This is a genomic window from Granulicella sp. 5B5, from assembly GCF_014083945.1.
Classification (GTDB): Bacteria; Acidobacteriota; Terriglobia; order Terriglobales; family Acidobacteriaceae; genus Granulicella.
Genome location: NZ_CP046444.1, coordinates 700,856 through 725,149, shown reverse-complemented (window position 1 = coordinate 725,149; position 24,294 = coordinate 700,856). Strand labels below are relative to the sequence as shown.

The following is a 24,294-nucleotide window of genomic DNA, read 5'->3' as shown; positions in this document are numbered from 1 at the left end:
GCGCAGTCAGGCGTTGCCGAACGGGTTGGTCAAACTCGGGCTCTGCGGCGTGAACAGCTTCGCGCCGTCCTCGGTGATGTGCATGTCATCTTCCAGCCGTATGCCGAAGGGTTCGGGATCATCTGCAAGGTAGATTCCGGGCTCGTCGGAGAAGCACATATTCGGCTCGAGCTTCCGCGTGTTGCCGCGCACAAGGTAGTACCACTCGTGCATGTCCATGCCTATGCCGTGGCCTACGCGATGCGTAAAGTGCTTGTACCCCGGCCCGAAACCGGCGTCGGTAATCACCTTGCGTGCAGCCGCGTCCACCGCCTGCATCTCCAGCCCGGGCCGTGCTGTTGCGACGGCCGCCGCCTGCGCGCGATGCACAACCTCAAACACCTTCAACTGCCGGTCTGTCGGTTTGCCGTAGACGAAGCTTCGCGACATATCCGACTGGTAGCCCTGCACAAAGCAGCCATCGTCGATTAGCACGACCTGCCCCTCACGGATGACCTGCGGTGTTGGCGACCCATGCGGCTGCGCAGAGAACGCCGCCACCTGGCACGATGCCTCGCCGCGCACACCGCAGCGCTTATACGCCTCGTCGATCAGCCCGGTGAACTGGCGGTTGGTCATGCCCGGCGCGCAACTCTCATACACCGCCTTGTATACGGAGAGTGTGATGTCATTCGCCAGCTGCATCAGCGCAAGCTCCGCAGGCGATTTGATGCTGCGGCACCCGGCGACCACCGGAATCCCCGACACAACCTCACGCGGGGCTACAGCTTTGGCAATCCTGTCCGCAAAGACAAACTGGACGCGCTCATCCATCGCCAGCGGCAGCGACGATGTCGTTGCTGTCTTCAGCGCCTTCGCCAGCAGCGCATACGGATTGTCATCCTCCTGCCACGTATAGATCTTCGTTGACGCACCCCCGGGGATCGTACCTAGCGCCTCCGTCATGCGACCCTCTTCAAACGCGGGACACACGATGAAGGGTGCACCGTTCGCTGGCAGCGTCCACGCAAACAGCCGCTCCGACTGTCCCGCCGGAATGCCGACAAAGTACTGCAGTGACGTGCCACCGGTGATCGTCAGCGCGGCGATCTTCTGCTCGCCCATCAGCGTCCTCGCACGCTCCAGCCTGTGCTCGCGTTCCGCAGCGGAGATCGGCACAGCCTCATGCACGCGGTTCTTCAACGCCATCACCGGCGGGGGCAGGGCAGGGGAGTCCGTGGTCTGGGCAGCAGCGCGCAGGGCAAGCGCAGGCGCGGCGGCAGAAGCGCTGAGAAGGAGTCGGCGTCGAGTGAGCATGTCGTCGATTGTAGGCGATGACGCGGTGCGGTATCCGCCACAAATCCGCAGCCGGGATGAAATACTATTTTGTGGAAGGTAGGGAACGATGGCAATCAGCACCACAGTCGAACAGTACGTCGCGCAGCACGCTAACTCCGAACTCGCCGCGGTCTTCGCGGCCATTGCTACCGCAGCGGTCTCGATCGAGCGCGCCATCCGCCTCGCTGGCCTCAGCGACATCTATGGGGCCTACGGCGCGGTGAACGTGCAGGGAGAGCAGCAGCAGAAGCTCGACGTCTTCGCCAACGACGAGCTGATCGCGGAGCTCGGCAAGGTGCCTTCGGTCGCCGCCATCGTCAGCGAAGAGGACGAGGCGCCGGTTGCCTTCGACCGCGTAGACGGGCGTTTTGCCGTCATCTTCGATCCCCTCGACGGCTCCTCCAACATCGACGTCAACGTCAACGTCGGCACCATCTTCTCCATCGCCGCCGTCAGCGGAGATGTCGTAACTTCGGTCCTCAAGCCCGGCACCGCGCAGGTCGCCGCTGGCTACGTCGTCTACGGGCCGTCGTGCGTCTTAGTGCTCACGCTTGGCAAGGGCGTGGCAGCCTTCACGCTCGATGATGAGGGTGAGTTCATCCTGACCAGCGACAACATGACCATGCCCGCGCAGGGTCCCTACTACTCTGCGAACGAGGCCAATGCTGCAAGCTGGCCGCAGGTTTACCGCGACTATCTGGGCACACTCGTCGACAAAAAACTCAACGGCCAAGCCTATAGCGCGCGCTACATCGGCTCGCTCGTTGCGGACTTCCATCGCACACTGCTCAAGGGCGGCGTCTTCCTCTACCCCGCGACCGAAAAGCAGCCGCAAGGCAAGCTGCGGTTGCTGTATGAGGCACGTCCGCTCGCGATGATCGCCGAGCAGGCTGGTGGTGGCGCGGTCAACGGGGCCACGCGCATCCTCGACCTCCCCGCCGAAGGCATCCACGACCGCACCGCACTCATCGTCGGCAGCAAGGCGGAGGTCGACGCATTGCAGAGCGCCGTGGCAGGAGCAAAGTAGTGCCTGCCGAACGCCTCTATTACGACACCTCCGCTCTCGACGCGCTCGAGTTCACCGCTACTGTCACCGACATCCGTCTCGATTCCAAAGACGCCAGCGGTCAGCTCTGGCAGCTCTCGCTCGATCGCACGGCGTTCTACCCCACCGGCGGCGGCCAACCGCACGATCTCGGTACACTCACCGCAGTCTCTCGATCAGGCGCAGTGCTTGAAGTCCCCGTCGAGCGCGTCGAAGAGGATGACGCCGGCGAGGTCTGGCACTACGTCCGCAAGCCCCTGCTTGAAGGCGCACAGATCACGAGCCGCGTCGACGCCGAACGCCGCCTCGACCTCGCGCAGCAGCACAGCGGGCAGCATCTGCTCTCCGCAGTCTTCCTCCGCGAACTCTCCGCGCCCACGGTCTCTTTTCATCTCGGCGCGGACAAGGTCACCATCGACCTAGCCATCACGTCCATCACCGACGACGACCTCCGCCGCATCGAACTCGCCGTCAACTGCGAGATCTATGCCGCTCGCGCGATCCGCCCGCGCTGGGTCTCCCGCGACGAGGCCGAAGCAATGCTCGCACGTGGCGACCTCCGCAAGCTGCCAGAGCGCGAAGGCCCCATGCGCATCGTCGAAATCGAAGGCATCGAGCACAACGCCTGCGGGGGCACCCACGTCGCTTCCACCGGCGCCATCGGCAGCATCCTGCTGCGCCGCACGGAGAAGGTGAAGCAGGGAACCCGCGTCGAGTTCTGCTGCGGTCAGCGTGCCATCGCCGCCGCGCGCCGCGACTTCGACCTCCTCCGTCAGACGGGCGCACTGTTGAGCGTTGGAGCGCCCGATGTCCCCAATCGTGTTGAAAAGCTATTGCAGGATGCGAAGGCTTCCGCCAAAGAGCTCAAGGCGCTCAAAAAGGCCGCCGAGGCCGCTCCGGGGATGCACAACCCCGAGCGATAGTCTGGAAGCGTGAGCCTGTACTGTGATGTCGCGCTGCCCGTGCCTCTTGACCGGGTCTTCACCTATGAGCTGGGTGGGCAGGAGGCTGGGGTCGGCGTGCGCGTGATGGTGCCCTTCGGAGGTCAGCGGCTCGTCGGCATCATCCTCGGCTTGCATGACACGCAGCCGCCCGACGACGTCGAGGTCAAGCGAGTCGACCGCGTGCTCGATGAAGCGCCGCTGTTGCCTGACGAGCTGATGGAGCTCGGCAAGTGGATCGCCGCCTACTACTGCGCGCCGCTCGGCGAGGTGCTGCGCGGCATGATGCCGCTCACCGCCGAGGTCCGCCGCCAGTGGACCTACCGCATCGCCGAGCAGGGCCGCAAGGTGCTCTACGAGGGCGCTGCGAAGGGCTCCTCGCGCCGCTCCAGGCTCTCCGTCGAAGACCAGAACCGCGAGTATGCCGTGTTGAACTATCTCGAATCCGGCGAGCCCGCCAAGACCGCCACGCTACGCAGCGCCACCGGCGCGAACAAGGCGCTGCTAGACGCGATGGCGAAGAAGCGCTGGCTCGTCCGCGAGCCGCTCGCGGAGGTCCGCGATGCCCGCCGGGTGGAGATAGTTGCCGTCCTTGCAGAGGACAACGCAGAGCCAACCGAGGGCAAGCGTCTTCCGAAACTCAACGACAACCAACTCGCCGTCATGGCGGAGCTCGCCGGCTGTGGCAGCAGGGAGCTCGTCCGTGAGCTGCGCAGCCGCCTCAGCGCGCGCGGTATCCCCGATTCGTCCCTCTCGACGCTCGTCAAACGCGGCCTGGTACGGCTCGAAGAGACCGCACAGGCCTTCCACGTCACCAGCCTCGGGAACCACGGCAAAAAGTTCGCGCACGAGCATGCACTGAACGAGGCGCAGACCGAAGCGCTCGCGACCATCGTCACTGCGATGAACGCGGGCGGCTTCAAGCCGCACCTGCTCTACGGCATCACCGGCTCGGGCAAGACGGCCGTCTACATCGCCGCGATGCAGCGAGCTTTATCCGCCAACAAAAGCGCGCTTTTGTTGGTGCCGGAGATCGGCCTCACCCCCGGCACCGCCGCGCAGATGGTCGCAGCCTTCGGCTCGGAGGTCGCGCTGCTGCACTCGCAGCTCACGCCCGACGAGCGTGCCGAGCAGTGGCATCGCATCCGCCGTGGAGAAGCGCGCGTGGTCATCGGCACGCGCTCGGCAGTCTTTGCGCCCATGCCTAACCTCGGCCTCATCCTCGTCGACGAAGAGCACGACAGCAGCTACAAGCAGGAGGAGACCCCACGCTACCATGGCCGCGACGTCGCCGTGATGCGCGCGAAGCTCCTCGGCTGCACCGTCGTCCTCGGCTCGGCCACGCCATCGCTCGAAAGCTGGAACAACGCCGAACGTGGCCGTTACGCTCTGGTGCAGATGCTCGAACGCGTGCAGCAGCGCCCGTTGCCCAAGGTCGAGATGATCGACATGCGCGAAGAGTTCCGCGAGACCGGCAAGGAGCAACTGTTTTCGCGCCGCCTCATCGAAGAAACCCAGGCTACGCTTGACCGCAACGAGCAGGTCATCATCCTGCTCAACCGCCGCGGCTACAGCTTCGTCGTCATGTGCCGCAGCTGCGGCGAAAAGCTTGAATGCGAAAACTGCGCCATCTCGCTCACGTACCACAAGGGCGGCGAAGAAAACTCTCTCAACGGCGAGGCCCGCGTCGGCCAGCGGCTGGAGTGCCACTACTGTGGTTACCGGCGCACTGTGCCCAAGGCCTGCCCCAAGTGCCAGTCCGAGCATCTGTACTACCTCGGCGCGGGCTCGCAGCAGGGCGAAGAGCGCCTGCAGGAGCTCTTTCCTGGCGCGCGCATCGGCCGCATGGACCGTGACACCGTCCGCACGCGCGGCGACATGGAGCGCCTGCTCGGGCGGCTGCACTCGGGCGAGATCAACCTCCTCGTCGGCACGCAGATGATCGCCAAGGGCCACGACATCCACGGCGTCACGCTGGTCGGCGTCGTCGGTGCGGACTTTGCTCTTGGCCTGCCGGACTTCCGCGCCGCCGAGCGCGTCTTCCAACTGCTCACGCAGGTCAGTGGCCGCGCCGGAAGAGGCGAGCTGCCGGGGAAGGTGCTTGTCCAGACCTACCAGCCCGACCACTACGTCAACCAGTTCGCCATCACGCACAACTACACCGGCTTCGCCGCGCGCGAGATGTACTTCCGGCGCGCCATGCGTTACCCGCCGCTCAGTGTGCTTGCCAACGTCATCCTGCAGGGTGAAGAGCTCGAAGAGGTTCTCGGCATCGCCACAAAATTGGGCCGCTGGCTGGCGAAGAACAAGCCGGAGGGCGTCCGCGTGCTCGGCCCGGCACCCGCGCCCAATGCGAGGCTCAAGCGCATCTACCGATACCACATGGTGCTCAAGGCCGACCGCCGCGAGCAGCTCGGCGCGGCCCTGCGGGCCTTGCTGGGCTTTGTCGACGCCGAACAGGTCCCCCGCCGCGCAGTCGTCGTCGATGTCGACCCCGTACATCTCATGTAGAAATCGTTATCGGCGCTATAGCTCAACCGCAGGCAAACATTTGCCTTAACGCAAGACGCCCGCTCCAGCGGCTGGAACGGGCCTTCGGTTGCGCAGATTGTCATGGTTCAGTGATCGGATCAGTCGATCAGGTGCAGGTCCTTGCCGGGTTTGAAGCGCACAGCCTTGCCCGGAGTGATGCTGACCTCCGCGCCGGTGCGCGGGTTGCGTCCCACCCCGGTCTTGCGGGGTTTGACTGTGAAGACGCCGAAGCCGCGCAGTTCGATGCGGTCGCTCTTGGTCAGAGCGCCCTTCATGGCCTCAAAGATAGCGTCTACCGCGGACTCGGCCTTGATGCGAGGGAGTCCCGTGCGTTCGACGACCCGTTGAATGAGATCCTGCTTAATCAAGGAGGGTGCCTTCCTTCAGACTGTCGGAGTTGTAATGGTTAGGACTTCGCTTACAGCGCGGCAGAAACCTTCGGCTGCCGCCCACTGCCGGTTCGATATCCTCTTGAGGATAGAAAGCACTCTGCCGCTTGTCAATCCATCTACGTGAACAGGCTGATGATATCACCGGAGTTACCCGGGATTCCCGCACCCACAGTCGTTTAGGATACGCTCGTAAGCAGAACTCCATAGGAAAGGGCCGAGGTTCAAACCAAGCACCGTCCACCGTGCGCCGCGGCACACTCACCAACGATGTCCATCAAGAACGACGCCTGGATCAGAAAACAGGCGCTGGAACACAAGATGATCGACCCCTTCAGCGAAAAGCAGGTGCGCGATGGTGTCATCTCCTACGGTCTCTCCTCCTACGGCTACGACCTTCGCGTGTCGAACGAGTTCAAGATATTCACCAACGTCAACAGCGCGATCATCGATCCCAAGGCCTTTGACGAACGCTCCTTTGTCTCGGTAGAGGCCGATACCATCATCGTGCCCCCCAACTCCTTCGCCCTGGCACGCTCGATTGAGTACTTCCGCATCCCGCGCGACGTGCTTACAATCTGTGTGGGCAAGAGTACCTATGCCCGTTGCGGGATTATTGTGAACGTAACGCCCTTCGAGCCGGAATGGGAGGGTTACGTCACACTAGAGATCTCCAACACCACGCCCTTGCCGGCCCGTATCTATGCCAACGAAGGCCTCTGCCAGATACTGTTCTTCCAAGGTGACGAACCCTGCGAGGTCAGCTACGCAGACCGCAAGGGCAAGTACCAGAACCAGCAGGGAATCGTTCTACCCAAGTTGTAGGATGAGCATCTCCTGAAGGCGCAGAGTAGCAAGACATACGCAGGCAGTTAGCAAGACTCGTATTCGAAACGAGGAGTGCGACGGTGACGCAAGGCTCGAGAGCGCGCGTGGGAGTGGTTGCGGCAGACCCACTGCGTTCCATTGGTCTGTTGGCGATACTGGAGGAGACCGTGGGTGTCGACGCGGTCGCCTTGGAGATGGCCTCGGGACACGAGGTCCCCGGCTTGGGAGAGCCCGTTCCCGACGCCCCTCCCATCTACGACGCTCTTCTGCTGGATATCCGCATGCCGCTCGATGTGCTCTCCGACATGGTCAGCCGCATCCGCCGCGAGCACACAGGCGTGAAGGTCGTCGTCATGGGCAAGCAGATAGACCCCGAGTACGTCCAGGCCGTCATCGGCGCGGGCGCCAAGGGCTACCTCGCCGAGACCGCCAGCGAAAGCGAGATCCGCATGGCGATGGATGTCGTCCTCGATGGCTCCATCTGGGCCCCTCGCAAGGTCCTCGCCCGGCTCATCGACGCGGGCGGTGTTGCCTTCGGGGGTTCCGTCTCCAACTCCGATTCGGTCGTCGGCGTCATGACACCCCGCGAGCTTGAGGTCCTGCAACTGCTCATGGATGGCCGCACCAACCGCGACATCGCTTCAGCCATGGGCATCGACGAGGTCACGGTCAAAGCCCACCTTGGCCGCATGCTGCGCAAGACCCGCTCCTCCAATCGGGTCGAGCTCACGCTCCGCGCCATTGAGGAGCGCGGGAGCCGACTGCAGCCCACGCGCGTCGGCTCCCGCGGTTAACTGGCCCCGCGTGCCCTCAACCACGGTCTGACTTAGGTATAGCTTCCAAGGTATACAACCCTCGGTACCCTTGTGAGAACCCGTCCTATGGCCGAGACTAGCTCCAGTACAGACCTGGGAGAAGCGGGGTTGTGAGCGGTAACTGGAGACAGTTGCCACTTCACAACCCCCATTTTTTTCCTTGTGCAACCTACCTCTCTCTATTTCCATCAGACAATGAGGCATGCGGCTTAAGGGCAATGTCTGCCCGCCGCTGACTAAAGAGTGTGAAAGGTTACACGATGAAAAATTTGATTGGACTTCTAGGCGTTCTGGCGGTTTCGGCCTCTTGCCTGTCCGTCCCCGCCCAGGCGCAGGACGCGAAGCTCACTGGCCGTCTCGATGCGGCAGCTGCGGTCATGGGCGAGATCATGCACACCCCCGACAAAGGCATTCCCCAGTCGATCCTGGCCAGCGCCCACTGCGTTGTCGTTGTCCCAAGCTACAAGAAAGCGGCCTTCGTCGTCGGCGGCCAGTACGGCCAGGGTGTGGCTACCTGCCGCACGCCCCGCGGCTGGAGCGCTCCGGTCTTCGTGCAGCTTGCCGGTGGCAGCTTCGGCTTCCAGATCGGCGGGCAGGCCACCGACCTCGTCCTGCTGGCCATGAACGATCATGGCCTCGAAGACATGCTGCACTCCAAGTTCAAGCTTGGTGGTGACGCCTCCGTCGCTGCCGGTCCGGTCGGCCGCAATGCCGCCGCCGACACCGACATCACCCTGCATGCCGAGTTCCTCACCTACTCCCGCGCCCGCGGCATCTTCGCTGGCATCGACCTCAGCGGCGTCGTCCTCTCCCAGAACACCGACGACACCCGCACCGAGTATGGCTCCAACGTCCCCTTTGAGTCGGTCCTGCACGGCCATGTCCCCGCGCCGGCCAACAGCCTGCACTTCGTCCACACTGTGGCCAAGTACTTCGTTGTCTCCAAGGACAACCAGTAGCCCACACGCAATCCAGGTTGGCAGAAGGGGCAGCTTCGGCTGCCTCTTGTGTCGTCTGCGCCCGAACCCTCATCCACAGTCTCCCCGTCTCACATTGCGTAGACTGAAAACTGTTGCAAGCCAGGAACGACAATTCGACGGCCGCCAGCCCGCCCCCCACAGTCCGCGAACGGGCTGAGTACTTCGCCCTCCGCGTCATGGTGGGTCTCCTCGGCTCCCTCCCGCGTCCGCTGGCCCGGTCCGTCGGCGCCGCCATAGGGGCCATAGCCTACCGCCTGCTCGGCCGCCTCCACGCCACCGGCCTCACCAACCTCACCCGCGCCTACCCTGAAAAAACGAAAGCCGAACTGGAGGCCATTCTCCGCGGCGTCTACCGCTCTCTCGGCTGGCAGTTGGCCGAGTTCTGCCAGATGCCGCGCTACACCTCCGCACAGGCCGCGCAGTTCATCCGTTACGAAGGCCTCGACAACTACCTCGCCGCCCGCGACCGCGGCAAAGGTGTCCTCGTCCTCACCGGCCATCTCGGCGCATGGGAGCTCTCCAGCTTCTACCACTCCCTCGTCGGCTACCCCATGTCGCTGGTCATCCGCCGTCTCGACAACCCGCTCGTCGACGCATTCGTCAACCGCATCCGCTGCCTCCACGGCAACCGCGTCATCCACAAGGACGACTTCGCCCGCGGCCTCCTCACCGCCATGCACAACAACGAGACCGTCGGCATCCTCATGGACACCAACATGACTCCGCCGCAGGGTACCTTCGTCCCCTTCTTCGGCACCGACGCCTGCACCGCCACTGCCATGGCCCGCGTCGCGCTCAAGACAGACGCTGCCGTACTCCCGGGCTTCCTCGTCTGGGAGCCGTCGGAGCGCAACGGCCGGGGCGGCTACGTCCTCCACTTCGGCCCACCGCTCGACCTCATCCGCTCCGCCGATCCAGCCGCCGACGTCATAGCCAACACCGCACTCTTCGCGGCCGTCACCGAATCCTGGATACGCCGCTTCCCCGGCCAGTGGCTCTGGGTCCACCGCCGCTGGAAGACCCGTCCCGAAGGCCAGCCGAAGTTTTACAGCTAGAATGGCATCGCAGACTACCGGAGGAATCATGCCGTTTCCCATCAAGTCCAGGACCATCAAGCAAGCTGGCTGCCTCTTCATCGCGATTGTCGCCGCTCTTCCGATGCCGGCTCAGAAGATACCGCCGCATCAGGCCCCGGTCATTCTCTTTAACGGCCATGACCTCTCTACCTTCGATACCTTCATCCGGGGCGAAGGGCTCAACTCCGACCCCAACCACATCTTCACGGTCGAAAAAGGCATCATCCACGTCTCCGGGAACGGCTTCGGCTACCTCATCACCCGTGATTCCTACAAGGACTTCTGCCTCACCGCAGACTTCAAGTGGGGCGAGGGGACCTTCCTCGATCGCCACGGCAAGGCACGCGACTCCGGCATCCTCTTCAACGTCCAGGGCGAGCAGAAGGTCTGGCCCCGCTCCATCGAGTTTCAGATCACGGAAGGCGGCACCGGCGACTTCTGGATGACCGATGGGGCGGCCCTCACAGGCATCGCGAAAGATGGTACGACCGGCCAGCGCGTTACCGGGCCTCCAGGCTCGGCGCTCAGCATCCCACGCTACAACAAGGGCGTGGCGCCCAACGTCACCGGAACTCGCGACCCGACCGGCGAGGTTGAGAAGCCTCACGGCCAGTGGAACCACCTTGTCCTCATCTCGCAGGGCGGCCACATCAGGCAGTACGTGAACGGCAAACTGGTCAACCAGGGCACGAATCCCTTCCCCGCGGAAGGCAAGATCCTCTTTCAGTCAGAGGGAGCGGAAGTCTACTTTCGCAACCTGAAACTGTATCCGCTCAAATAGAGACGCCGGACTTTTCCCCTTGAAATAATGGATCGACACAAGGGCGGTTATGAGGACCAATCTCGACCATGTCCGCCCGATTCATCTCCGGCCGCGTCAGGACCTGACTACCCAGCTTGGGCTGCGCCATATCTGGCCCCGCAAAAAAGCTGCATCCAATTCTACTAGTTGGTAGTCTGAGTATGCATGCAAGGTGAAACGGCAGAACGGATTCTCGACGCGGCTAACGCACTTCTTATCGATCGAGGGTATTCAGCTTTCAGCTACGCCGATATTGCGGAAACGGTAAATATCCGTAAGGCGAGTATTCACCATCATTTCCCGACTAAGGCCGGGCTCGTTGTCGCCGTTCTAAGGCGCCACCGCGCCAGGATTTCAGAGGGGATGAAAGCACTCGATGCTCAGATCGAGAACCCCCTGATACGCATCAGGAACTATTTCAAATACTGGGAGGGGTGTATCGAAGGCCGGACGCTCTCGTTCTGTATCGGCGCACTTTTGGGTGCCGAGATGCCCTCCCTGCCGGAAGAAGTTCAAGCCGAGGTTCGTTTGCATTTCTCAGCGCTCACGGAATGGTTTGAGCGAACCCTGAAGGCCGGAACGAAAGCACGGGCGATACGGCTCCAGGGTACCGTCGCAACCGAAGCGCAAATGTTGATTGCCGTGCTGCATGGCGCGATGCTTTCCGCACGTGCAACCAACAACTGTGATGTCTTCCGATCGCTTTCGCAGTCGGAACTGAACCGTATTTCCCCCGCAAAACAATAAGCCAACTTTGGAGGCTGTGATGCAGCAGACCTTCTACGATTCAGTTACCTACCAACTAGAAGATAGTGAGACAAAGACATGGAAGCTATATCACTCGACTCCACACGTTCTTTACGGAACCTCTACCTCGTCCGTACGGCCTTCCAGGTGGTCTGGGCGGCAACGGTCATTGCAACGGCCATCAAGCAGCCCCTGATCGCCGCAGTACTCTTTCTACTTTATCCGCTGTGGGATGTTGCCTGCACGGTGTACGACCTCAATACGTCGAGTAGATCCGGTAGCGCACGCACCTCGCAAATTATCAACGCGCTGCTGGGAGTGGGTGCCGCGGTCGGTATTGGACTCACGGTGTTTCATCAGCCAATCTACTCGGTCGCGGTCTTTGGTGTCTGGGCCTTCGGCGCCGGGCTGCTGCAACTTATCGTTGGCCTGATTAGGCGGAAACAGCTGGGCGGCGGCCAGTGGGCGATGATCCTCAGCGGTGCCCAGTCAATGATTGCGGGCGTTGCATACTTTTTAGGCGGTCTCTATGACAAACAACATATCAAGGATGTCGGAGGCTACGCCATATTCGGAGCGCTCTACTTCCTCATTGGTGGAGTTCTGCTCACGCGCAAGCTCTCGAAGCCTTCAACCCTGGAAGCGAACTGACCCCGGGCTTCGGTATGCGTCTCTGACTTGCTTCGCATGGAGTGCCCAGTGCGAGGCGGTCGCTCAACCAAAACCATTCATAACAACAAGGAGAATAACTATGTCTGTCGACGTGAAATATAAGACCTCAGCCACCGCCGTTGGAGGCAGGGATGGAAAAACCCGGACCGAGGACGGCAAGATCGACCTGCAGCTTGCCATTCCCAAGGAACTCGGTGGACCTGGCGGCGAAGGTACGAACCCTGAGCAGCTTTTCGCAGCAGGCTACGCGGCGTGTTTTCTGGGCGCGGTTAAGGTCGCTGGCCAGCAGCTAAAGGTCAGGATTCCGTCCGATGCTGCTGTCACGGCTACTGTCGGAATCGGAGCGCGCTCGGAAGGTGGATTCGGAATCACTGCTGAACTTGGGGTTCGCCTGCCAGGTATAGATCAAACGCAGGCGCAGCAGGTGGTCGAACTTGCACACCAGATCTGCCCTTATTCCAACGCGACACGCAACAACGTGGACGTTAGCGTAAACGTTCTTTGATCTGAACCGAAGGAGATTGCCGACGCACGCATTCGTGCGTCGGCAATGAAATGCGAGGATAGCAGTATGAGCTCTGAGATTACACGCGAACTGTTGCAAACAGCCGCCGTCGAAGGCATGCCCGGTTGGGAGACGCGCCTGTTTCTCATCACGTATCCGGCGGGTGCGGACGGCAGCGGTCATTCGCATCCTGTTCCGGGTTTAGGGTATGTCCTGGAAGGCACGATGGTGTCGGCATTCGACGAGGATGTCGAAGAGACCATCCTCGCTGGTCAAGGCTTCCAGGACAAGGCTAGCTTTCATCGCGTAAGCCGCAACGGCAGCGCGGCCGAGTCGATGCGGTTTGTGATCGCCTACATGGTCAAGAAGGGCGAGCCCAATACAACGTGGCCTTCGAAGTAACAGCAAGACACCGATTCGCACTGAGAGTTCGGATTGGAGGACATGAGACTCACATGTGACCTTCCGCGATGCCCGCCTCTACAATGGTTACAGCCCGCAGGGCGCAGGAGGAACTGTTGCAAACGCTGACCCTCGACCAGGTCGCTACACTCGCGGGCCTCGAACCCAAACCCGGCAAGGTCCTCGGCCGTCCGGCGGTCAGCCGCGTCTCCGGCCTCGACGACGCCACCCCCGACGCCCTCGTCTTCGCGCAGGACGAGCTCTCGCTCGCCGCGGCACTCGCCTCCAAGGCCAGCATCATCCTTGCGCCGCCAGCTCTCGTCCAGGGCCAGCCAGCCGAAAAGGACCCCCGCGTCCTCGCCGTCGAGGTCCCAAAGTACACCTTCGCTCTCGCCGCCCGTGAACTCCGCTCCGAGTCCGGCCTTGGCATCCACGCTACAGCCTTCGTCGACGAGATGGCCAAATGGGGTCGCCGTCTCCGCGTCGGTGCCTGCGCCGTCGTCGAAGCCGACGTCATCATGGGCGACGACGTCACCATCGGTCCTGGCGCCAAGGTCCTCCGCGGTGTCGAGATCGGCAGCCGCGTCATCATCCAGGCGGGCGCGGTGCTCGGCTCCACCGGCTTCGGCTACGTCCGCAACCGGGCAACAGGCGAGTACGTCCTCTTTCCGCAACAGGGCAGGCTCGTCATCGAAGACGACGTGGAGATCGGCGCTAACACCACCATTGACCGCGGCGCGCTCGGCGAGACCCGCATCGGGCAGGGGACAAAGATCGACAACCTCGTCCAGGTCGGCCACAACTGCCGCATCGGCAAAAATGTGGTCATCGCCTCGCAGGTCGGCATCTCCGGCTCGTGTGTCATCGAGGACGGGGCCATTCTGGCGGGTCAAGTCGGTCTCGGGGATCACGTCACCATCGGCAGGGGAGTCATCCTCGGCGGTCAGGGCGGCGTCTACCCCGGCAAAACGGTCAAGGGCGAAGGCGAGATGTTCGCCGGCACCCCCGCCGAACCCGTCCGCGACTTCCTCAAAACCATGGCGAAGGTTCGCCGCCTGAAGTAGCGTCCTTGTCTCTGCTCTTGCCTTCCATTTCGAGCGCAGCGAGGAACTTGCTTCTCGCGCGCGAAGCGCGTCCACTTGACATCCCGCATACAATAGAGACAGAGAATTTCCCGGTTAGCCCCAAACGGCAAAGGGTGGAACTGGGAATGGGTATCCACCGCTAAGTCCAATTGGCTGCGGATCATAGCCCCAAAACCGGGGGAGGGTGCATGGCTATCGTCGTCGTCGGCGGACACACCCGGAACATCGGCAAGACCAGCGTCGTCGCCGGCCTGATCTCGGCGCTGCCTGAACTGCGTTGGACAGCCATTAAGATCACGCAGTTCGGCCACGGCGTCTGCTCGGCCAACGGCGAGCCCTGCGACTGCGAGACCGCCGACCACACCATCGCAGTCTCCGAGGAGCGTGATCGTTCGAGCGGAACGGATTCTTCGCGGTATCTCGCTGCAGGCGCAAAGAAATCCTTCTGGGTCAGAACGCGTCAAGGCCAGCTAGCCGAGGCGATGCCTCGCATCCGGCAACTAATTGCCTCTGCAGAAGAGGGTGGTGGAACGGTGATTGTGGAGTCCAACAGCGTCCTGCGGTTCCTGCAGCCGGACCTCTCGTTGAGCGTCCTCGACCCATCGGTGACGGACTTCAAGGACTCCGCCAAACGCTACCTCGACCGCGTAGATGCGTTGGTGGTGCCGGAAGGCGCTGAATTCGTAGATGGTTGGGAAGGTGTATCAGGCAAGCTGCTGGCGTCCAAACGCCGCTTCGCCTTCCGCGCGCCCAAGTACTGCACACCGGAACTCGCAGCATACGTTGCGGAGGAATTGGCTAGATGCTCTGCACCGGCAGCTGCATCAGGTCGGTGACAGCCGAGACCTCGCGCTGCACGAACGGCTCGGCATAACGCACGCCGGCAAGCAGGCCGTAGTGCCGCGCGGTCGAGTACATCCGCTCCCGGATATCGGCCTCCGGCACGAACAGGCCAGCACCGGTCGTCTGCTCACCATACTGCGAGCGGTAGGCCAGCAGCGCTTGCTGGCGCGTCTCGATGTGCTCGGTGATGTCCACCACAAAGGTAGGCCGCACATCGGAGTACAGCGAGGCGTAGAGCACCTTGTACGGCCGGTGTGGAGCGCCATGCTCCGCGGGCAGATCCAGCTTGGTCAGCCCCGCCGCAAAGCACGCCTCGTAACCCAGCGTGGCCGTCGTGTAGTGATCCGGATGCCGCCCCTGCCAGTAGGGAAGAATCACCACCCGCGGACGCAACTTGCGCAGCACAGCAGCGATTTTCAGACGGTTTTCGAGAGTGTTCTGAACATTGCCATCCGGCAGGTCGAGAGCTTCGCGATAGCTCACCTTGAGGGTCTTCGCCGCCGCTTCAGCTTCTGCGGCGCGTTTCTCTGCCGAACCGCGCGTCCCCGCCTCGCCGCGCGTCAGGTCGAGGATGCCTGTTCGCCAACCGAGCGCCTGCTGCACCAGCAGCGTGCCTCCGCAGGTCTGTTCCACATCGTCGCGGTGTGCTGCGATGGCGAGAACGTCGACCTGACTGGAGGCGCCGGCTGGCATAGGCAGGATTCTAGTTGGCTTCGTTGGTCAGAGCGTCAATGTAGGCCACGTCATTGACCGTGCCCTGGACGGTGACATTGATGTTGTTCCGCTCCGAGCCGTCAATCGTATTGAAGACGTGGATCTGTCCGCCGTATGCGGTGTACATCTTGAACTGGCTCTGCACCCAGCAGATACCCGTAAGGCTGCCGTAGTAGTTCTGGTTCTGGTTGGTGTTGGGATATTGCACCGCAAGCAGGGTGCTGTTCGGTGTTATCGCAGGAATGATCTGTACCGGGCTTACCGCCCCGATATTCACCCATGTGACACCGCTGTCCTTTGTGGTCGCGTCGTTCGCGGCCTGCCACGAGGGAGCGCTGCCACCCGACGTCCCGGCTGTCTGAACAACCTCGATGTTCGTGCCGTCGGTGATCTGCTGACCCACGGTGTAGGCCGTATTGGCTGCCCACGACGGCAGAACAGCGTTGCTGCCGCTAGCTAAGGTTGAACCGATCGTAAAGCGAGTCAGGCAGTTTGTATTGGCAGCCTGCGTGGTTCCTCCGGCTGCTGCGAGGGCCGCTCGTACCCCATTAGCGCATTGGGAAGATCCGATCCACAGGGTGTTGTAGTCCCCAAAGATCATCCGCGTATGTGTGCCATCGGAGATGCTGTAGGTGTGATCGATTTTGTCCGTGGCCAGATTGAGCAGCGTAAGGTTGCCGGCAAATAAACCATTCCCCTGCAACTGTTGCCCGGCAAGATAGAGATAGTTACTGTCGGCGAGCGCTGTTGTTACTCCGCCTGGAATCGGGACCGGATTGGCTACAGGAAGCGTTTGCAGCGGAGACGGAGCACTGGCGCTGAGAGGGTTGACGGTTGGCACATTCGTGTACTGCAGCGCTGCGAGCGACAGGAACGAGACGCTCGCTGTGGTCCCTCCGCACTCCGGACCGCAGTTCATCACATACGCGGTGTTGCCGTCGAGCGAGAAGTATGCATTGCTGGGACGGTCATAGGTGCCAGCGACCGGAACCACGCAGTATGTCGGGAGCAACAGCGGCTCGCAGTCCACGTACCCGGGAGGCAGCACGGGCGTGGTGGTGGCAGGCAACTTGACGATCCGGTAGAGCGTGTTCGAGTTGTGGACCATAGCCAGAACGACCGTCGCGCCTGGATTAACGACGACTTTGTCGACGTTCGGCAGGCTGAATGCGTAGGTGGTGCCGCCCGTTGACATGATAAGCTGGCCGGCCTGTTCCGCGGCGCCGGCAAAGATAATGCCGGTGGGAGTGGCAGCCGCCGAAGGTGCGTTCGCTCCGAAGCTTGCCGCCGTGCCGGAACTGGTTTCCTTGCTGTAGCTGATCGTCGTCAACGCACCATCATTGAGCGAGTACGCGTAGCCGGTTAATTGCTCCGGATAGTTGATGATAGTGAGGGGGTCAGTCTCCGAGTAGCCGGAGATCGAATAGTGAGTGATGGTGTTCTGGATATTGCCGCGAAGGTCGTTTTGCCCGTCGAGGATTTCCAGACCACCGCCGAGACCGCCGGCGTTGTACGCGGCGAGTACCCGAAAAAGCAGCCCGCTGGGAGGAGTGGGACGCCCGGCGTAGTTGTACTGTGGATAGTAATAAAGAGGCTTCCGGCAGGCACCAAGCACCAGCGTAGACGCAGCCAAAATTAGGCCAGCAAAGAGCTGGGCTTTCACACTTCGAATCTTCAACGTAAACCACTCCAAACGGATGCGCTCGCCGCGCTGGGACTGCTTACTGCTTCTGACGAGTATATCAGGGAGAGGTAAGCCGAACCTGCTGGACACTTGGTTTGCAAAGTCTTCCCAAGGGCGCCGTTATAGGATGGAGCTTACGTCGGGAGCCTCCGGGCTTCGCGGGAAAGGCACGACAGGAGACGTATGGAGTCCGCAGTAGATAAGCTCTTCGCCGGGGAAACGGTGCTGTGCGATGGCGCGATGGGAACGATGCTTTACAGCTGCGGTGTGTTTATTAACCGCTGCTATGACGAACTGAACGTCACACAGCCGGAGATGGTGCGCAGTGTACATGAACTCTATCTGCAGGCTGGCGCTCAAGTCATTGAGACGAATACCTTCGGCGCCAATGCTTTCCGCCTCGAAGGGTTTGGGCTGCGTGACAGGGTGGCGGAGTTTAACCGCGCCGGAGCAGCGATTGCCCGGCAATGCGTTCAAGCTATTGCTGAAAAGCAAGGAAGTGTAGCGTTTGTCGCGGGCGCAATCGGGTCATTGGGGTTGCGACTCGCGCCGGCTGGCAAGACTACGTTGAGCGAGGCGCGAGCAGCATTTGCGGAGCAGATTCGCGCCCTTGCTGAGGGCGGTGTCGATCTGCTGATCGCCGAGACGATGATGTCGGTTGACGAGGCTGAGCAGGCGGTGCTGGCTGCACGTGATGTCGCTCCGCAACTGAAGATCGCCGTTTTGATGACAGTGGGTGAAGAAGGGAACTGCCTTGATGGCAGCAGCCCCGAAATTGCGGCACAGCGGCTGACTGCGGTAGGGGCCGATGCGATTGGCTGTAACTGCAGCGTCGGCCCGGCGACCGTGCTAAGTGTGATCGAGAAGATGCGGGCCGCAACCGGCCTGCCGTTGGTCGCGATGCCCAACGCCGGCATGCCGCGGCAGGTGGAAGGCCGGAACATTTACCTGACCTCGCCCGAGTATATGGCGAGCTTTGCGCGCAAATTTGTACGTGCAGGCGCTAGCTGGGTAGGCGGCTGCTGCGGGACGACTCCAGAGCACATCCGTGCGATGCGCGGAGCTTTGCGCGCCATGGATGCGCAAGAGAGCGGGGAGTCGTCTTTGAAGTTGCGTGCAGTGGTGGCCAGTGAAGCCGAGGCCGGTATTGAACCGCTGGCGTTGGCGGAGCGTTCAGGCATCGGTCGTCGCATCGCGAATGGCGAGTTCGTAACGATGGTTGAGATTGTTCCGCCGAAGGGGTTTGATTGCTCGAAGGAACTGGCGGGTGCCACGCTGTTGGCGAAGCATGGTGTGCATGCGATCAACGTTCCGGATTCTCCCAGGGCCAGCGCCCGGATGAGCGCACAGAGTCTTTGCGTGCAGATTCAGCAGCAGGTCGGTATAGAGACGATATTGCACTACACCTGCCGCGACCGGAATGTGCTGAGCATTCAGAGCGACTTGCTGGGAGCCGCGTCGATTGGAGTGAAGAACATTCTCTGCTTGACGGGCGATCCGCCGAAGATGGGGAGCTATCCGGATGCAACGGCGGTCTTTGATGTCGATGCGATTGGGCTGGTCAATATCGTGGGCGGCTTGAACCACGGCCTCGACATAGGGAGAAACTCGATTGGAGGTTCGACGGGGTTTACTATCTCGGTGGCGGCGAACCCTGGTGTCCCTGATATCGATCATGAGATCCGCCGGTTTGAGCACAAAGTTGCGGCCGGTGCGGAGTTCTGCATTACTCAGCCGGTCTTCGATCTGAGGCTTTTGGAGCAGTTTCTTCGGCGGATCGAGGGCTTCCGGATTCCTGTAGTCGCGGGGATCTGGCCGTTGACGAGCCTTCGCAACGCCGAAGTGCTGAAGAATGAGTTGCGTGTTTCGATGCCGGACGTGATTCTGCAGAGGATGGCGGACGCGCCAAACCGCGAAGCTGCTCTGGCTGAGGGGCTCACCATTGCACGGGAGATGTTGGCGAGCGTTCGCGGCGAAGTACAGGGCGTGCAGGTGAGCGCGCCGTTTGGGAAGTATACGGCTGCTGTTGAGGTACTCGGAGTCCTCGGAGAGGAGGCCTGATGGCCAGCTTTGAAGATCAGCTCGCGGAGTTGGAGAAGGTAGTCGAACGGCTGGAGCGCGGCGAACTGACGCTGGAAGAAAATGTCAGCCTATTCGAGCGTGGCATGCACCTTTCAAATGCCTGCAAGAAAGAGCTCGACCGAGCAGAGAGCCGCATTCAAGTGCTGCTGGACCCGAAGGACGAAGGTCCCGTCCGCGTAGCGTCGCTCGAAGTTGAAGATGGCGAGGACGAGGAGTATGACGCTGACTATGACGATGGGCGGCTATAGGGCTGCGAACGGTGTTAGCGGTCGCGGGTAGTAACGAAGGTCGGAACCCAGAGCAGCGCGCGTTTGTAGTCGTTCTCCGGTAGCTCGGCGATGGACTGCCGCGCGGCTTCTGCGTAAGCACAAGCCGTATCCATCGCGTAAGCAAGAGAGCCGTGGCGTTGCAGAATCTCCAGGATGTCCTGGTGGGCAACGCGGGCGAAGCTGCGGTCTGCCAGGACAGTGCGGATGGCTTCACGATCGGCACCGGTGCCGCGCTCTAAAGCATGAATGACGGCGAGAGTGGCCTTGCCTTCGCGAAGGTCGCTGGCTGCCGGCTTGCCGAGGACGTCGTCGGTGGCGGTCAGATCGAGAACGTCGTCGACGATCTGAAAGGCGAGGCCGAGATTGCGACCGTACTCGCCAAGAGTCTGCTCGAAGGGTGAATCCTCATCGCGCATGTGGCCGTTCGATGTGGGGTTCGCGATGACTGCGCCGAGCCGCATGGAGACCTGAAAGAGGCATGCGGTCTTGCGGTAGATGAGGTCGAAGTACTCTTCCTCGTTGATGAGATGGCCGAGCTTTTCCATCTGCAGCAACTCGCCTTCGACCATCTGCTGGGTGAGCGAGATGAGCAGGTCGAGGATGCGGAAGTTGCGCTCCTGCAAGGCCGTTTGAAAGGCCTGCATGTAGAGCCAATCGCCGGCGAGGACGCACTTGGCATTGCCCCAGGTGGTGTTTGAAGACGGGCGGCCACGGCGCGTGCTGGCTTCGTCGATGATGTCGTCATGGACGAGGGTTGCTGTGTGGAGCATCTCAACGACAGCGCCGAGACGGATGCGTGCTTCGCTATCGGATTCAAGCGCCCTGGTAGCGAGGAGCAGAAGCATGGGGCGGATGCGTTTGCCGCCGCCAGCCATGAGGTAGTTCGCAATGTCAGTGACTACGGCTACTGGCGAGTCTGCCTGCCTGCCGAACTCCCGCTCGATGGCGGCGAGGTCGTCCTTGAGCAGGTCAAAGACCTCAGCCGCCGACGCGATGGAGATTGTGCTCACTTAGTCTCCAGAGTAGCAGGGTTCGGCGTTTGAGCGCGAGAGCGAATCAGCGGCGAGGATGCGGCCGTTTTGCGCCGGATGCACGCTAGTTGGACCGGAAGTTCGTGAACTGGAGGTCGATTCCGAGGTCTTTGCCGCGGAGCATACCCATGATCTGCTGCAGCGTGTCGCGGTCTTTGCTGACGACGCGGACGGTATCACCCTGAATGCTGGCCTGGGCCTTGAGCTTGGAGTCCTTGATGAGTGCGACGATCTTCTTGGCGGGTTCGGAGGCGATGCCCTGCTTGAGCTTGATCTTCTGGCGGACGGAGGAGTTGGAGGCGGGCTCGATCTTCTCGTACTCGAGGTTCTTGAGCGAGACGCCGCGCTTGACGAGCTTCTGGCCGAGGATCTCGATGACGGCTTTGAGGGTGTACTCATCCTGGCTGGCGAGTTGGATGGCTTCTTCCTTCTCAAGGGCGATGGTGGACTTGGAGTTCTTGAGGTCGAAGCGTGCGTTGACCTCTTTGGTCGCCTGGTCGATGGCGTTCTTCACTTCCTGAATCTCTACCTTGCTGACGACGTCGAAGCTGCTATCTGCTGCCATGTTGGTTCCTCACTTAGCGTTGGATGTTCATTATGCCCGAAGAGCAACTGCAAAAGCGCTTATGCAGAGTTCGCGAAGTTTGCGCAGGGTTCGCAATGGTTCTATGCCGCTGTTTCGGGAAACAGGCGATGGAAGTTTTCCGTGGTCTGTGCGGCAAGGGCCGATGGGGTGAGGCCACGCAGGCCGGCGACGAACTGGGCGGTGAGGGCCGTGTTCGCGGGTTCGTTGCGTTGGCCGCGGAGGGGGACGGGGGCCAGGAAGGGGGCATCGGTTTCGACCAGGATGCGGTCGGCGGGGGCGGTGCGGGCGACTTGCTGGATGGTTACCGACTTCGGGTAGGTGACGTTGCCGGCGAAGGAGAGATAGAAGCCGAGGTCGAGTGAGTGCTGCGCCTGCTGCTCGTTGCCGGAGAAGCAGTGCATGATGCCGGGGATACCGTGTGGCTGCCAGTGCGCGCGCAGGAGGGCGAGGAGGTCGTCCCAGGCGTCGGCGGGTTCGTACTTTGCCTTGGCGGCGGGGATGGCCAGCTCCGAGGTGCGGCAGTGGATGGTGATGGGTTTGCGCGCGGCGGCGGCGATCTGGAGCTGGGCGATGAAAGCGGCCTGCTGCGTGGAGATGTCGGGGTTATCGAGGTGGTAGTAGTCGAGGCCGATCTCGCCGATGGCGATGCAGCGCGGGTCTTGAGCCAGCGTTTCGAGTTTTGACAGGGCTGCGGCGTCGGCGCGGTGGGCTTCCTGGGGGTGGATGCCGGCGGTGGCCCAGACTTGAACGCCGCCCTGGGTTCCGCTGGATGGACTCTGGTGGGCGATCTCGAGGGCGCGGTGCATGGTGTCGGGGCCGTCGCCGATGCCGATGGCGAGCAGGGTTGTGACGCCGGCAGAGGCGGCGTTGCTGAGGACCTTGGGGAGGTCTTCGTAGTCGTCGAGATGGCAATGGCTGTCGATGAGCATGAGCGTTTTGGGGTGGGGGCCCTCCCCCGGTTTTGGGGCTATGATCCGCAGCCGATTGGACTTAGCGGTGGATACCCCTGCGAGGCCGATGGGCGTCGAGATGCCTGGCGGGCCGGGTTTGTCCTGTCCTTTGGCTGTGGTTTCGCCTACTTCTATTCTACCGGAGTGTGGCGAGATTTCGTTTTGGGGCAAGTGGTTGATGCTGGGCGGATTAGGCGAGGACCGGGGTTGACAGGGGTTGCGGAGGCGGGCGGGCGTGTCGTGATTGCCATCGTTCAGGCTGGGTGAAAGGATCTTGATGCGGTGGAGGCGGTCGTCTCGCTAAGATGGCCGGGTTGTTGAGAGGAGCGGTGCGATGGACGGGATGAATCGGCGAGAGGTGCTGGGGGCGCTATCGGCTTTGGCTGCGCTGGGAGCCATCGGGGCAGAGGCGCAGACGGCAGGCGGCGCGGACCTTGCGAAGTCGCATGTGTTCCGGTTCAGCGAGATGGTGGAGAAGCCTTCCTCGAACGGTGGCTGGAGCCGCGCGGTGACGAAGGGGACGCTGCCGACGGGTGAGTTTGTGGAGGTGCACGAGACGATGCTGCCTCCGGGGAAGATGCCGCATCCGCCGCATAGGCACCCGAACTCGGAGTTCATTTTGATCCGTGAGGGCAAGCTGCAGCATCTGGGCGAGGACGTGACGGACACGCGGCCGATTGTGCCGGGGGACATTATCTTCAATGCGTCGAACCGGCTGCATGGGCTGAAGAACATTGGCGAGACGAATGCGCAGTACTTTGTGGTGAGCGTGAGCAAGCAGCTTGGTTGAGGCAGGGAATAGGGAGTAGGAAAGGCTGAGGGATGAATCGACGGGATTTGTTGGCGGGCGTGGGAGTGTTGGCGGCTGGGGCTATGGCTGGGCGGGCGCAGAGTGGTGTGGCGTGTCCGAGCGTGGGTGCGGGCGTTGAGACGGACAAAGCCGGTGGGGATTTTGCGGGTGGGTCCAAGGTGTTCAAGACAAGCTCGGGAGAGCGGACGAGGCTGCCGAATGGCAGTGAACGGCTGAGTGGATTTATGGGTACGCTCGCGACCGGCGAGGCGGCCGGGATGCATGAGAGCTGGGTGCCGGCAGGGACACCTGCTCCTGCACTGCACAGGATTACGCATTCGGAGATGGTGGCGGTGCTCGAAGGGGAACTGGAGTTCGAGCACGAGGGGAAGAAAGAACGCGCCGTCGCGGGCGATGTGATCTATGTGGCGTATGGGACGACGCACGCAATTCGCAATGCGGGCGAGGGGATGGCGCGGTATATGGTGTTCCAGGTGGGTAAGCCGTAAGTGCTGCGACGGGAAGGTTTAGTATCGCGAATTATTTTTTTACGGTGCAAACATTTCGCGCCTTCTCGCATCGAAGGTTGTACTGATCCAGTCAGGCATCTGGCGCAGCGAAGCTCCGATGGCTTACGTTCCGGTGGCCGTCCATCCGATTTGCTTGAAAGGCACGGCATGAAAATCAGAAGTCTCTTCGGTTACACAGTCGCTTCGCTTGCACTTCTTTTGACGCTCGGCGCCGCGAAGCCGGCGAAGGCCCAGTTCTCCATCAACATCGGCGTTCCGCCGAGTTGTGCCTACGGTTATTACGACTATGCACCCTATTCCTGCGCACCTGTAGGCTTCTATGGCCCAGGCTACTTTTATAACGGCATCTTTCTTGGTGTCGGTCCCTGGTACCGCTGGGGATATAGCCACGGATGGGGAGGCCACCGGTTCTCCGGCGGCGGCGGTGGACGCTATCGTGGCAACGGAGGCTACCGTGGTGGCGGAGTACGCGGCGGCGGCTACCGCGGTGGTGGATACCACGGTGGTGGCGCACACGGCGCAATAGCTCATGGCGGTGGCGGTCATGCTGGTGGCGGTGGTGGACATGCTGGCGGTGGTGGTGCTCATGGCGGCGGCGGTCATGGTGGCGGAGGCCACCACTAGACTTCACCACTCAGGAGTATGCGGCGGGAACAGTGATTACTGTTCCCGCCGCGCG

General features: G+C 61.8%; 26 protein-coding genes. 19 read left to right on the top strand and 7 right to left on the bottom strand.

Translation table 11 applies throughout. The annotated features are described in order from the left end of the window. Positions 1 to 6 precede the first annotated feature (6 nt). On the bottom strand, positions 7 to 1,296 hold the full coding sequence (locus GOB94_RS03205) for a Xaa-Pro peptidase family protein (protein ID WP_182277476.1): 1,290 nt from the start codon (positions 1,294 to 1,296) through the stop codon (positions 7 to 9). An 88-nt stretch (positions 1,297 to 1,384) separates the two neighbouring features. On the opposite strand from GOB94_RS03205, the gene fbp reads away from it, so the two are divergent. The 3 genes from fbp to priA are packed head-to-tail and all read left to right on the top strand — an operon-like array spanning position 1,385 to position 5,814. Further along, the gene (gene fbp / locus GOB94_RS03200; RefSeq protein WP_182277475.1) at positions 1,385 to 2,344 is read left to right on the top strand and encodes a class 1 fructose-bisphosphatase; all 960 of its coding nucleotides are present in this window, start codon (positions 1,385 to 1,387) and stop codon (positions 2,342 to 2,344) included. Further along, complete coding sequence (locus tag GOB94_RS03195; RefSeq protein ID WP_182277474.1) at positions 2,344 to 3,285, top strand: alanyl-tRNA editing protein; 942 nt, start codon at positions 2,344 to 2,346, stop codon at positions 3,283 to 3,285. Before fbp ends, GOB94_RS03195 begins: the two co-directional genes overlap by 1 nt. A 9-nt stretch (positions 3,286 to 3,294) precedes the next feature. Further along, positions 3,295 to 5,814, top strand: coding sequence for a primosomal protein N' (priA, locus tag GOB94_RS03190; RefSeq protein ID WP_182277473.1), 2,520 nt, complete (start codon positions 3,295 to 3,297; stop codon positions 5,812 to 5,814). Between the two features lie 119 nt (positions 5,815 to 5,933). Here priA and GOB94_RS03185 read toward each other — a convergent pair whose 3' ends face one another. Beyond that, positions 5,934 to 6,203: an HU family DNA-binding protein gene (locus GOB94_RS03185; protein ID WP_182277472.1), complete on the bottom strand. Its 270-nt coding sequence runs from the start codon at positions 6,201 to 6,203 to the stop codon at positions 5,934 to 5,936. Between the two features lie 291 nt (positions 6,204 to 6,494). On the opposite strand from GOB94_RS03185, the gene dcd reads away from it, so the two are divergent. The 11 genes from dcd to GOB94_RS03130 all read left to right on the top strand — a co-directional run bounded on the left by dcd (position 6,495) and on the right by GOB94_RS03130 (position 14,972). Continuing rightward, on the top strand, positions 6,495 to 7,049 hold the full coding sequence (gene dcd, locus GOB94_RS03180) for a dCTP deaminase (RefSeq protein WP_182277471.1): 555 nt from the start codon (positions 6,495 to 6,497) through the stop codon (positions 7,047 to 7,049). Positions 7,050 to 7,132: 83 nt separating this feature from the next. Continuing rightward, positions 7,133 to 7,846 (top strand): response regulator transcription factor, encoded by a 714-nt coding sequence (locus GOB94_RS03175; RefSeq protein ID WP_182277470.1) that lies wholly within the window; start codon positions 7,133 to 7,135, stop codon positions 7,844 to 7,846. A 281-nt stretch (positions 7,847 to 8,127) separates the two neighbouring features. Then, positions 8,128 to 8,826, top strand: a complete 699-nt coding sequence (locus GOB94_RS03170; RefSeq protein WP_182277469.1) for a lipid-binding SYLF domain-containing protein — start codon at positions 8,128 to 8,130, stop codon at positions 8,824 to 8,826. A 197-nt stretch (positions 8,827 to 9,023) separates the two neighbouring features. Next, entirely contained in the window at positions 9,024 to 9,902 is an 879-nt protein-coding gene (locus GOB94_RS03165; RefSeq protein WP_182278401.1) for a lysophospholipid acyltransferase family protein, read from the top strand. A 28-nt stretch (positions 9,903 to 9,930) separates the two neighbouring features. Beyond that, positions 9,931 to 10,704, top strand: coding sequence for a DUF1080 domain-containing protein (locus tag GOB94_RS03160; RefSeq protein ID WP_182277468.1), 774 nt, complete (start codon positions 9,931 to 9,933; stop codon positions 10,702 to 10,704). 186 nt (positions 10,705 to 10,890) lie between these two features. Beyond that, a complete protein-coding gene (locus GOB94_RS03155) occupies positions 10,891 to 11,472 on the top strand; it encodes a TetR/AcrR family transcriptional regulator (protein WP_182277467.1) in 582 nt (193 codons plus the stop codon). Between the two features lie 78 nt (positions 11,473 to 11,550). Beyond that, positions 11,551 to 12,123, top strand: coding sequence for a hypothetical protein (locus GOB94_RS03150; RefSeq protein ID WP_182277466.1), 573 nt, complete (start codon positions 11,551 to 11,553; stop codon positions 12,121 to 12,123). A 100-nt stretch (positions 12,124 to 12,223) separates the two neighbouring features. Beyond that, positions 12,224 to 12,649, top strand: a complete 426-nt coding sequence (locus tag GOB94_RS03145; protein WP_182277465.1) for an organic hydroperoxide resistance protein — start codon at positions 12,224 to 12,226, stop codon at positions 12,647 to 12,649. A 66-nt stretch (positions 12,650 to 12,715) separates the two neighbouring features. Further along, the gene (locus GOB94_RS03140) at positions 12,716 to 13,051 is read left to right on the top strand and encodes a hypothetical protein (protein ID WP_182277464.1); all 336 of its coding nucleotides are present in this window, start codon (positions 12,716 to 12,718) and stop codon (positions 13,049 to 13,051) included. Positions 13,052 to 13,167: 116 nt separating this feature from the next. Next, positions 13,168 to 14,115: a UDP-3-O-(3-hydroxymyristoyl)glucosamine N-acyltransferase gene (locus GOB94_RS03135; RefSeq protein ID WP_255484191.1), complete on the top strand. Its 948-nt coding sequence runs from the start codon at positions 13,168 to 13,170 to the stop codon at positions 14,113 to 14,115. A 209-nt stretch (positions 14,116 to 14,324) separates the two neighbouring features. Continuing rightward, positions 14,325 to 14,972, top strand: coding sequence for a hypothetical protein (locus tag GOB94_RS03130; RefSeq protein WP_182277463.1), 648 nt, complete (start codon positions 14,325 to 14,327; stop codon positions 14,970 to 14,972). On the opposite strand, the gene bshB1 is transcribed toward GOB94_RS03130, so the two are convergent. After that, positions 14,935 to 15,672, bottom strand: a complete 738-nt coding sequence (gene bshB1, locus GOB94_RS03125) for a bacillithiol biosynthesis deacetylase BshB1 (protein WP_182277462.1) — start codon at positions 15,670 to 15,672, stop codon at positions 14,935 to 14,937. The two genes, GOB94_RS03130 and bshB1, sit on opposite strands and share 38 nt — an antisense overlap. Positions 15,673 to 15,682: 10 nt before the next feature. Continuing rightward, on the bottom strand, positions 15,683 to 17,371 hold the full coding sequence (locus tag GOB94_RS03120; RefSeq protein ID WP_182277461.1) for a hypothetical protein: 1,689 nt from the start codon (positions 17,369 to 17,371) through the stop codon (positions 15,683 to 15,685). Positions 17,372 to 17,560: 189 nt separating this feature from the next. Here GOB94_RS03120 and GOB94_RS03115 point away from each other — a divergent pair, with 189 nt between their 5' ends. Continuing rightward, the gene (locus GOB94_RS03115; RefSeq protein ID WP_182277460.1) at positions 17,561 to 19,438 is read left to right on the top strand and encodes a bifunctional homocysteine S-methyltransferase/methylenetetrahydrofolate reductase; all 1,878 of its coding nucleotides are present in this window, start codon (positions 17,561 to 17,563) and stop codon (positions 19,436 to 19,438) included. Further along, positions 19,438 to 19,707 (top strand): exodeoxyribonuclease VII small subunit, encoded by a 270-nt coding sequence (gene xseB, locus GOB94_RS03110; protein WP_182277459.1) that lies wholly within the window; start codon positions 19,438 to 19,440, stop codon positions 19,705 to 19,707. The genes GOB94_RS03115 and xseB overlap by 1 nt, the downstream gene beginning before the upstream one ends. A gap of 14 nt (positions 19,708 to 19,721) precedes the next feature. Here the strand turns inward: xseB and GOB94_RS03105 are convergent, their stop codons facing one another. The 3 genes from GOB94_RS03105 to GOB94_RS03095 all read right to left on the bottom strand — a co-directional run bounded on the left by GOB94_RS03105 (position 19,722) and on the right by GOB94_RS03095 (position 22,466). Then, positions 19,722 to 20,738, bottom strand: a complete 1,017-nt coding sequence (locus GOB94_RS03105) for a polyprenyl synthetase family protein (RefSeq protein ID WP_182277458.1) — start codon at positions 20,736 to 20,738, stop codon at positions 19,722 to 19,724. Positions 20,739 to 20,823: 85 nt separating this feature from the next. Continuing rightward, the gene (locus GOB94_RS03100; RefSeq protein WP_182277457.1) at positions 20,824 to 21,324 is read right to left on the bottom strand and encodes a YajQ family cyclic di-GMP-binding protein; all 501 of its coding nucleotides are present in this window, start codon (positions 21,322 to 21,324) and stop codon (positions 20,824 to 20,826) included. Between the two features lie 101 nt (positions 21,325 to 21,425). Then, on the bottom strand, positions 21,426 to 22,466 hold the full coding sequence (locus GOB94_RS03095; RefSeq protein ID WP_346265642.1) for a TatD family hydrolase: 1,041 nt from the start codon (positions 22,464 to 22,466) through the stop codon (positions 21,426 to 21,428). A gap of 163 nt (positions 22,467 to 22,629) precedes the next feature. Here GOB94_RS03095 and GOB94_RS03090 point away from each other — a divergent pair, with 163 nt between their 5' ends. The 3 genes from GOB94_RS03090 (at position 22,630) to GOB94_RS03080 (ending at position 24,239) form a co-directional block, all read left to right on the top strand. Further along, the gene (locus GOB94_RS03090; RefSeq protein WP_182277456.1) at positions 22,630 to 23,085 is read left to right on the top strand and encodes a cupin domain-containing protein; all 456 of its coding nucleotides are present in this window, start codon (positions 22,630 to 22,632) and stop codon (positions 23,083 to 23,085) included. A 32-nt stretch (positions 23,086 to 23,117) separates the two neighbouring features. Next, positions 23,118 to 23,594, top strand: a complete 477-nt coding sequence (locus GOB94_RS03085) for a cupin domain-containing protein (RefSeq protein ID WP_182277455.1) — start codon at positions 23,118 to 23,120, stop codon at positions 23,592 to 23,594. 168 nt (positions 23,595 to 23,762) lie between these two features. Further along, positions 23,763 to 24,239: a hypothetical protein gene (locus GOB94_RS03080; RefSeq protein WP_182277454.1), complete on the top strand. Its 477-nt coding sequence runs from the start codon at positions 23,763 to 23,765 to the stop codon at positions 24,237 to 24,239. Positions 24,240 to 24,294: the final 55 nt, after the last annotated feature.

Excerpts from the sequence above, each read along its gene's own strand:
- GOB94_RS03205 (WP_182277476.1), bottom strand. The coding sequence starts at position 1,296 with ATGCTCACTCGACGCCGACTCCTTCTCAGCGCTTCTGCCGCCGCGCCT.
- fbp (WP_182277475.1), top strand. The coding sequence starts at position 1,385 with ATGGCAATCAGCACCACAGTCGAACAGTACGTCGCGCAGCACGCTAAC.
- dcd (WP_182277471.1), top strand. The coding sequence starts at position 6,495 with ATGTCCATCAAGAACGACGCCTGGATCAGAAAACAGGCGCTGGAACAC.
- GOB94_RS03170 (WP_182277469.1), top strand. The coding sequence starts at position 8,128 with ATGAAAAATTTGATTGGACTTCTAGGCGTTCTGGCGGTTTCGGCCTCT.
- GOB94_RS03165 (WP_182278401.1), top strand. The coding sequence starts at position 9,024 with ATGGTGGGTCTCCTCGGCTCCCTCCCGCGTCCGCTGGCCCGGTCCGTC.
- GOB94_RS03160 (WP_182277468.1), top strand. The coding sequence starts at position 9,931 with ATGCCGTTTCCCATCAAGTCCAGGACCATCAAGCAAGCTGGCTGCCTC.
- GOB94_RS03155 (WP_182277467.1), top strand. The coding sequence starts at position 10,891 with ATGCAAGGTGAAACGGCAGAACGGATTCTCGACGCGGCTAACGCACTT.
- GOB94_RS03150 (WP_182277466.1), top strand. The coding sequence starts at position 11,551 with ATGGAAGCTATATCACTCGACTCCACACGTTCTTTACGGAACCTCTAC.
- GOB94_RS03145 (WP_182277465.1), top strand. The coding sequence starts at position 12,224 with ATGTCTGTCGACGTGAAATATAAGACCTCAGCCACCGCCGTTGGAGGC.
- GOB94_RS03140 (WP_182277464.1), top strand. The coding sequence starts at position 12,716 with ATGAGCTCTGAGATTACACGCGAACTGTTGCAAACAGCCGCCGTCGAA.
- GOB94_RS03130 (WP_182277463.1), top strand. The coding sequence starts at position 14,325 with ATGGCTATCGTCGTCGTCGGCGGACACACCCGGAACATCGGCAAGACC.
- bshB1 (WP_182277462.1), bottom strand. The coding sequence starts at position 15,672 with ATGCCAGCCGGCGCCTCCAGTCAGGTCGACGTTCTCGCCATCGCAGCA.
- GOB94_RS03115 (WP_182277460.1), top strand. The coding sequence starts at position 17,561 with ATGGAGTCCGCAGTAGATAAGCTCTTCGCCGGGGAAACGGTGCTGTGC.
- xseB (WP_182277459.1), top strand. The coding sequence starts at position 19,438 with ATGGCCAGCTTTGAAGATCAGCTCGCGGAGTTGGAGAAGGTAGTCGAA.
- GOB94_RS03100 (WP_182277457.1), bottom strand. The coding sequence starts at position 21,324 with ATGGCAGCAGATAGCAGCTTCGACGTCGTCAGCAAGGTAGAGATTCAG.
- GOB94_RS03090 (WP_182277456.1), top strand. The coding sequence starts at position 22,630 with ATGGACGGGATGAATCGGCGAGAGGTGCTGGGGGCGCTATCGGCTTTG.
- GOB94_RS03085 (WP_182277455.1), top strand. The coding sequence starts at position 23,118 with ATGAATCGACGGGATTTGTTGGCGGGCGTGGGAGTGTTGGCGGCTGGG.
- GOB94_RS03080 (WP_182277454.1), top strand. The coding sequence starts at position 23,763 with ATGAAAATCAGAAGTCTCTTCGGTTACACAGTCGCTTCGCTTGCACTT.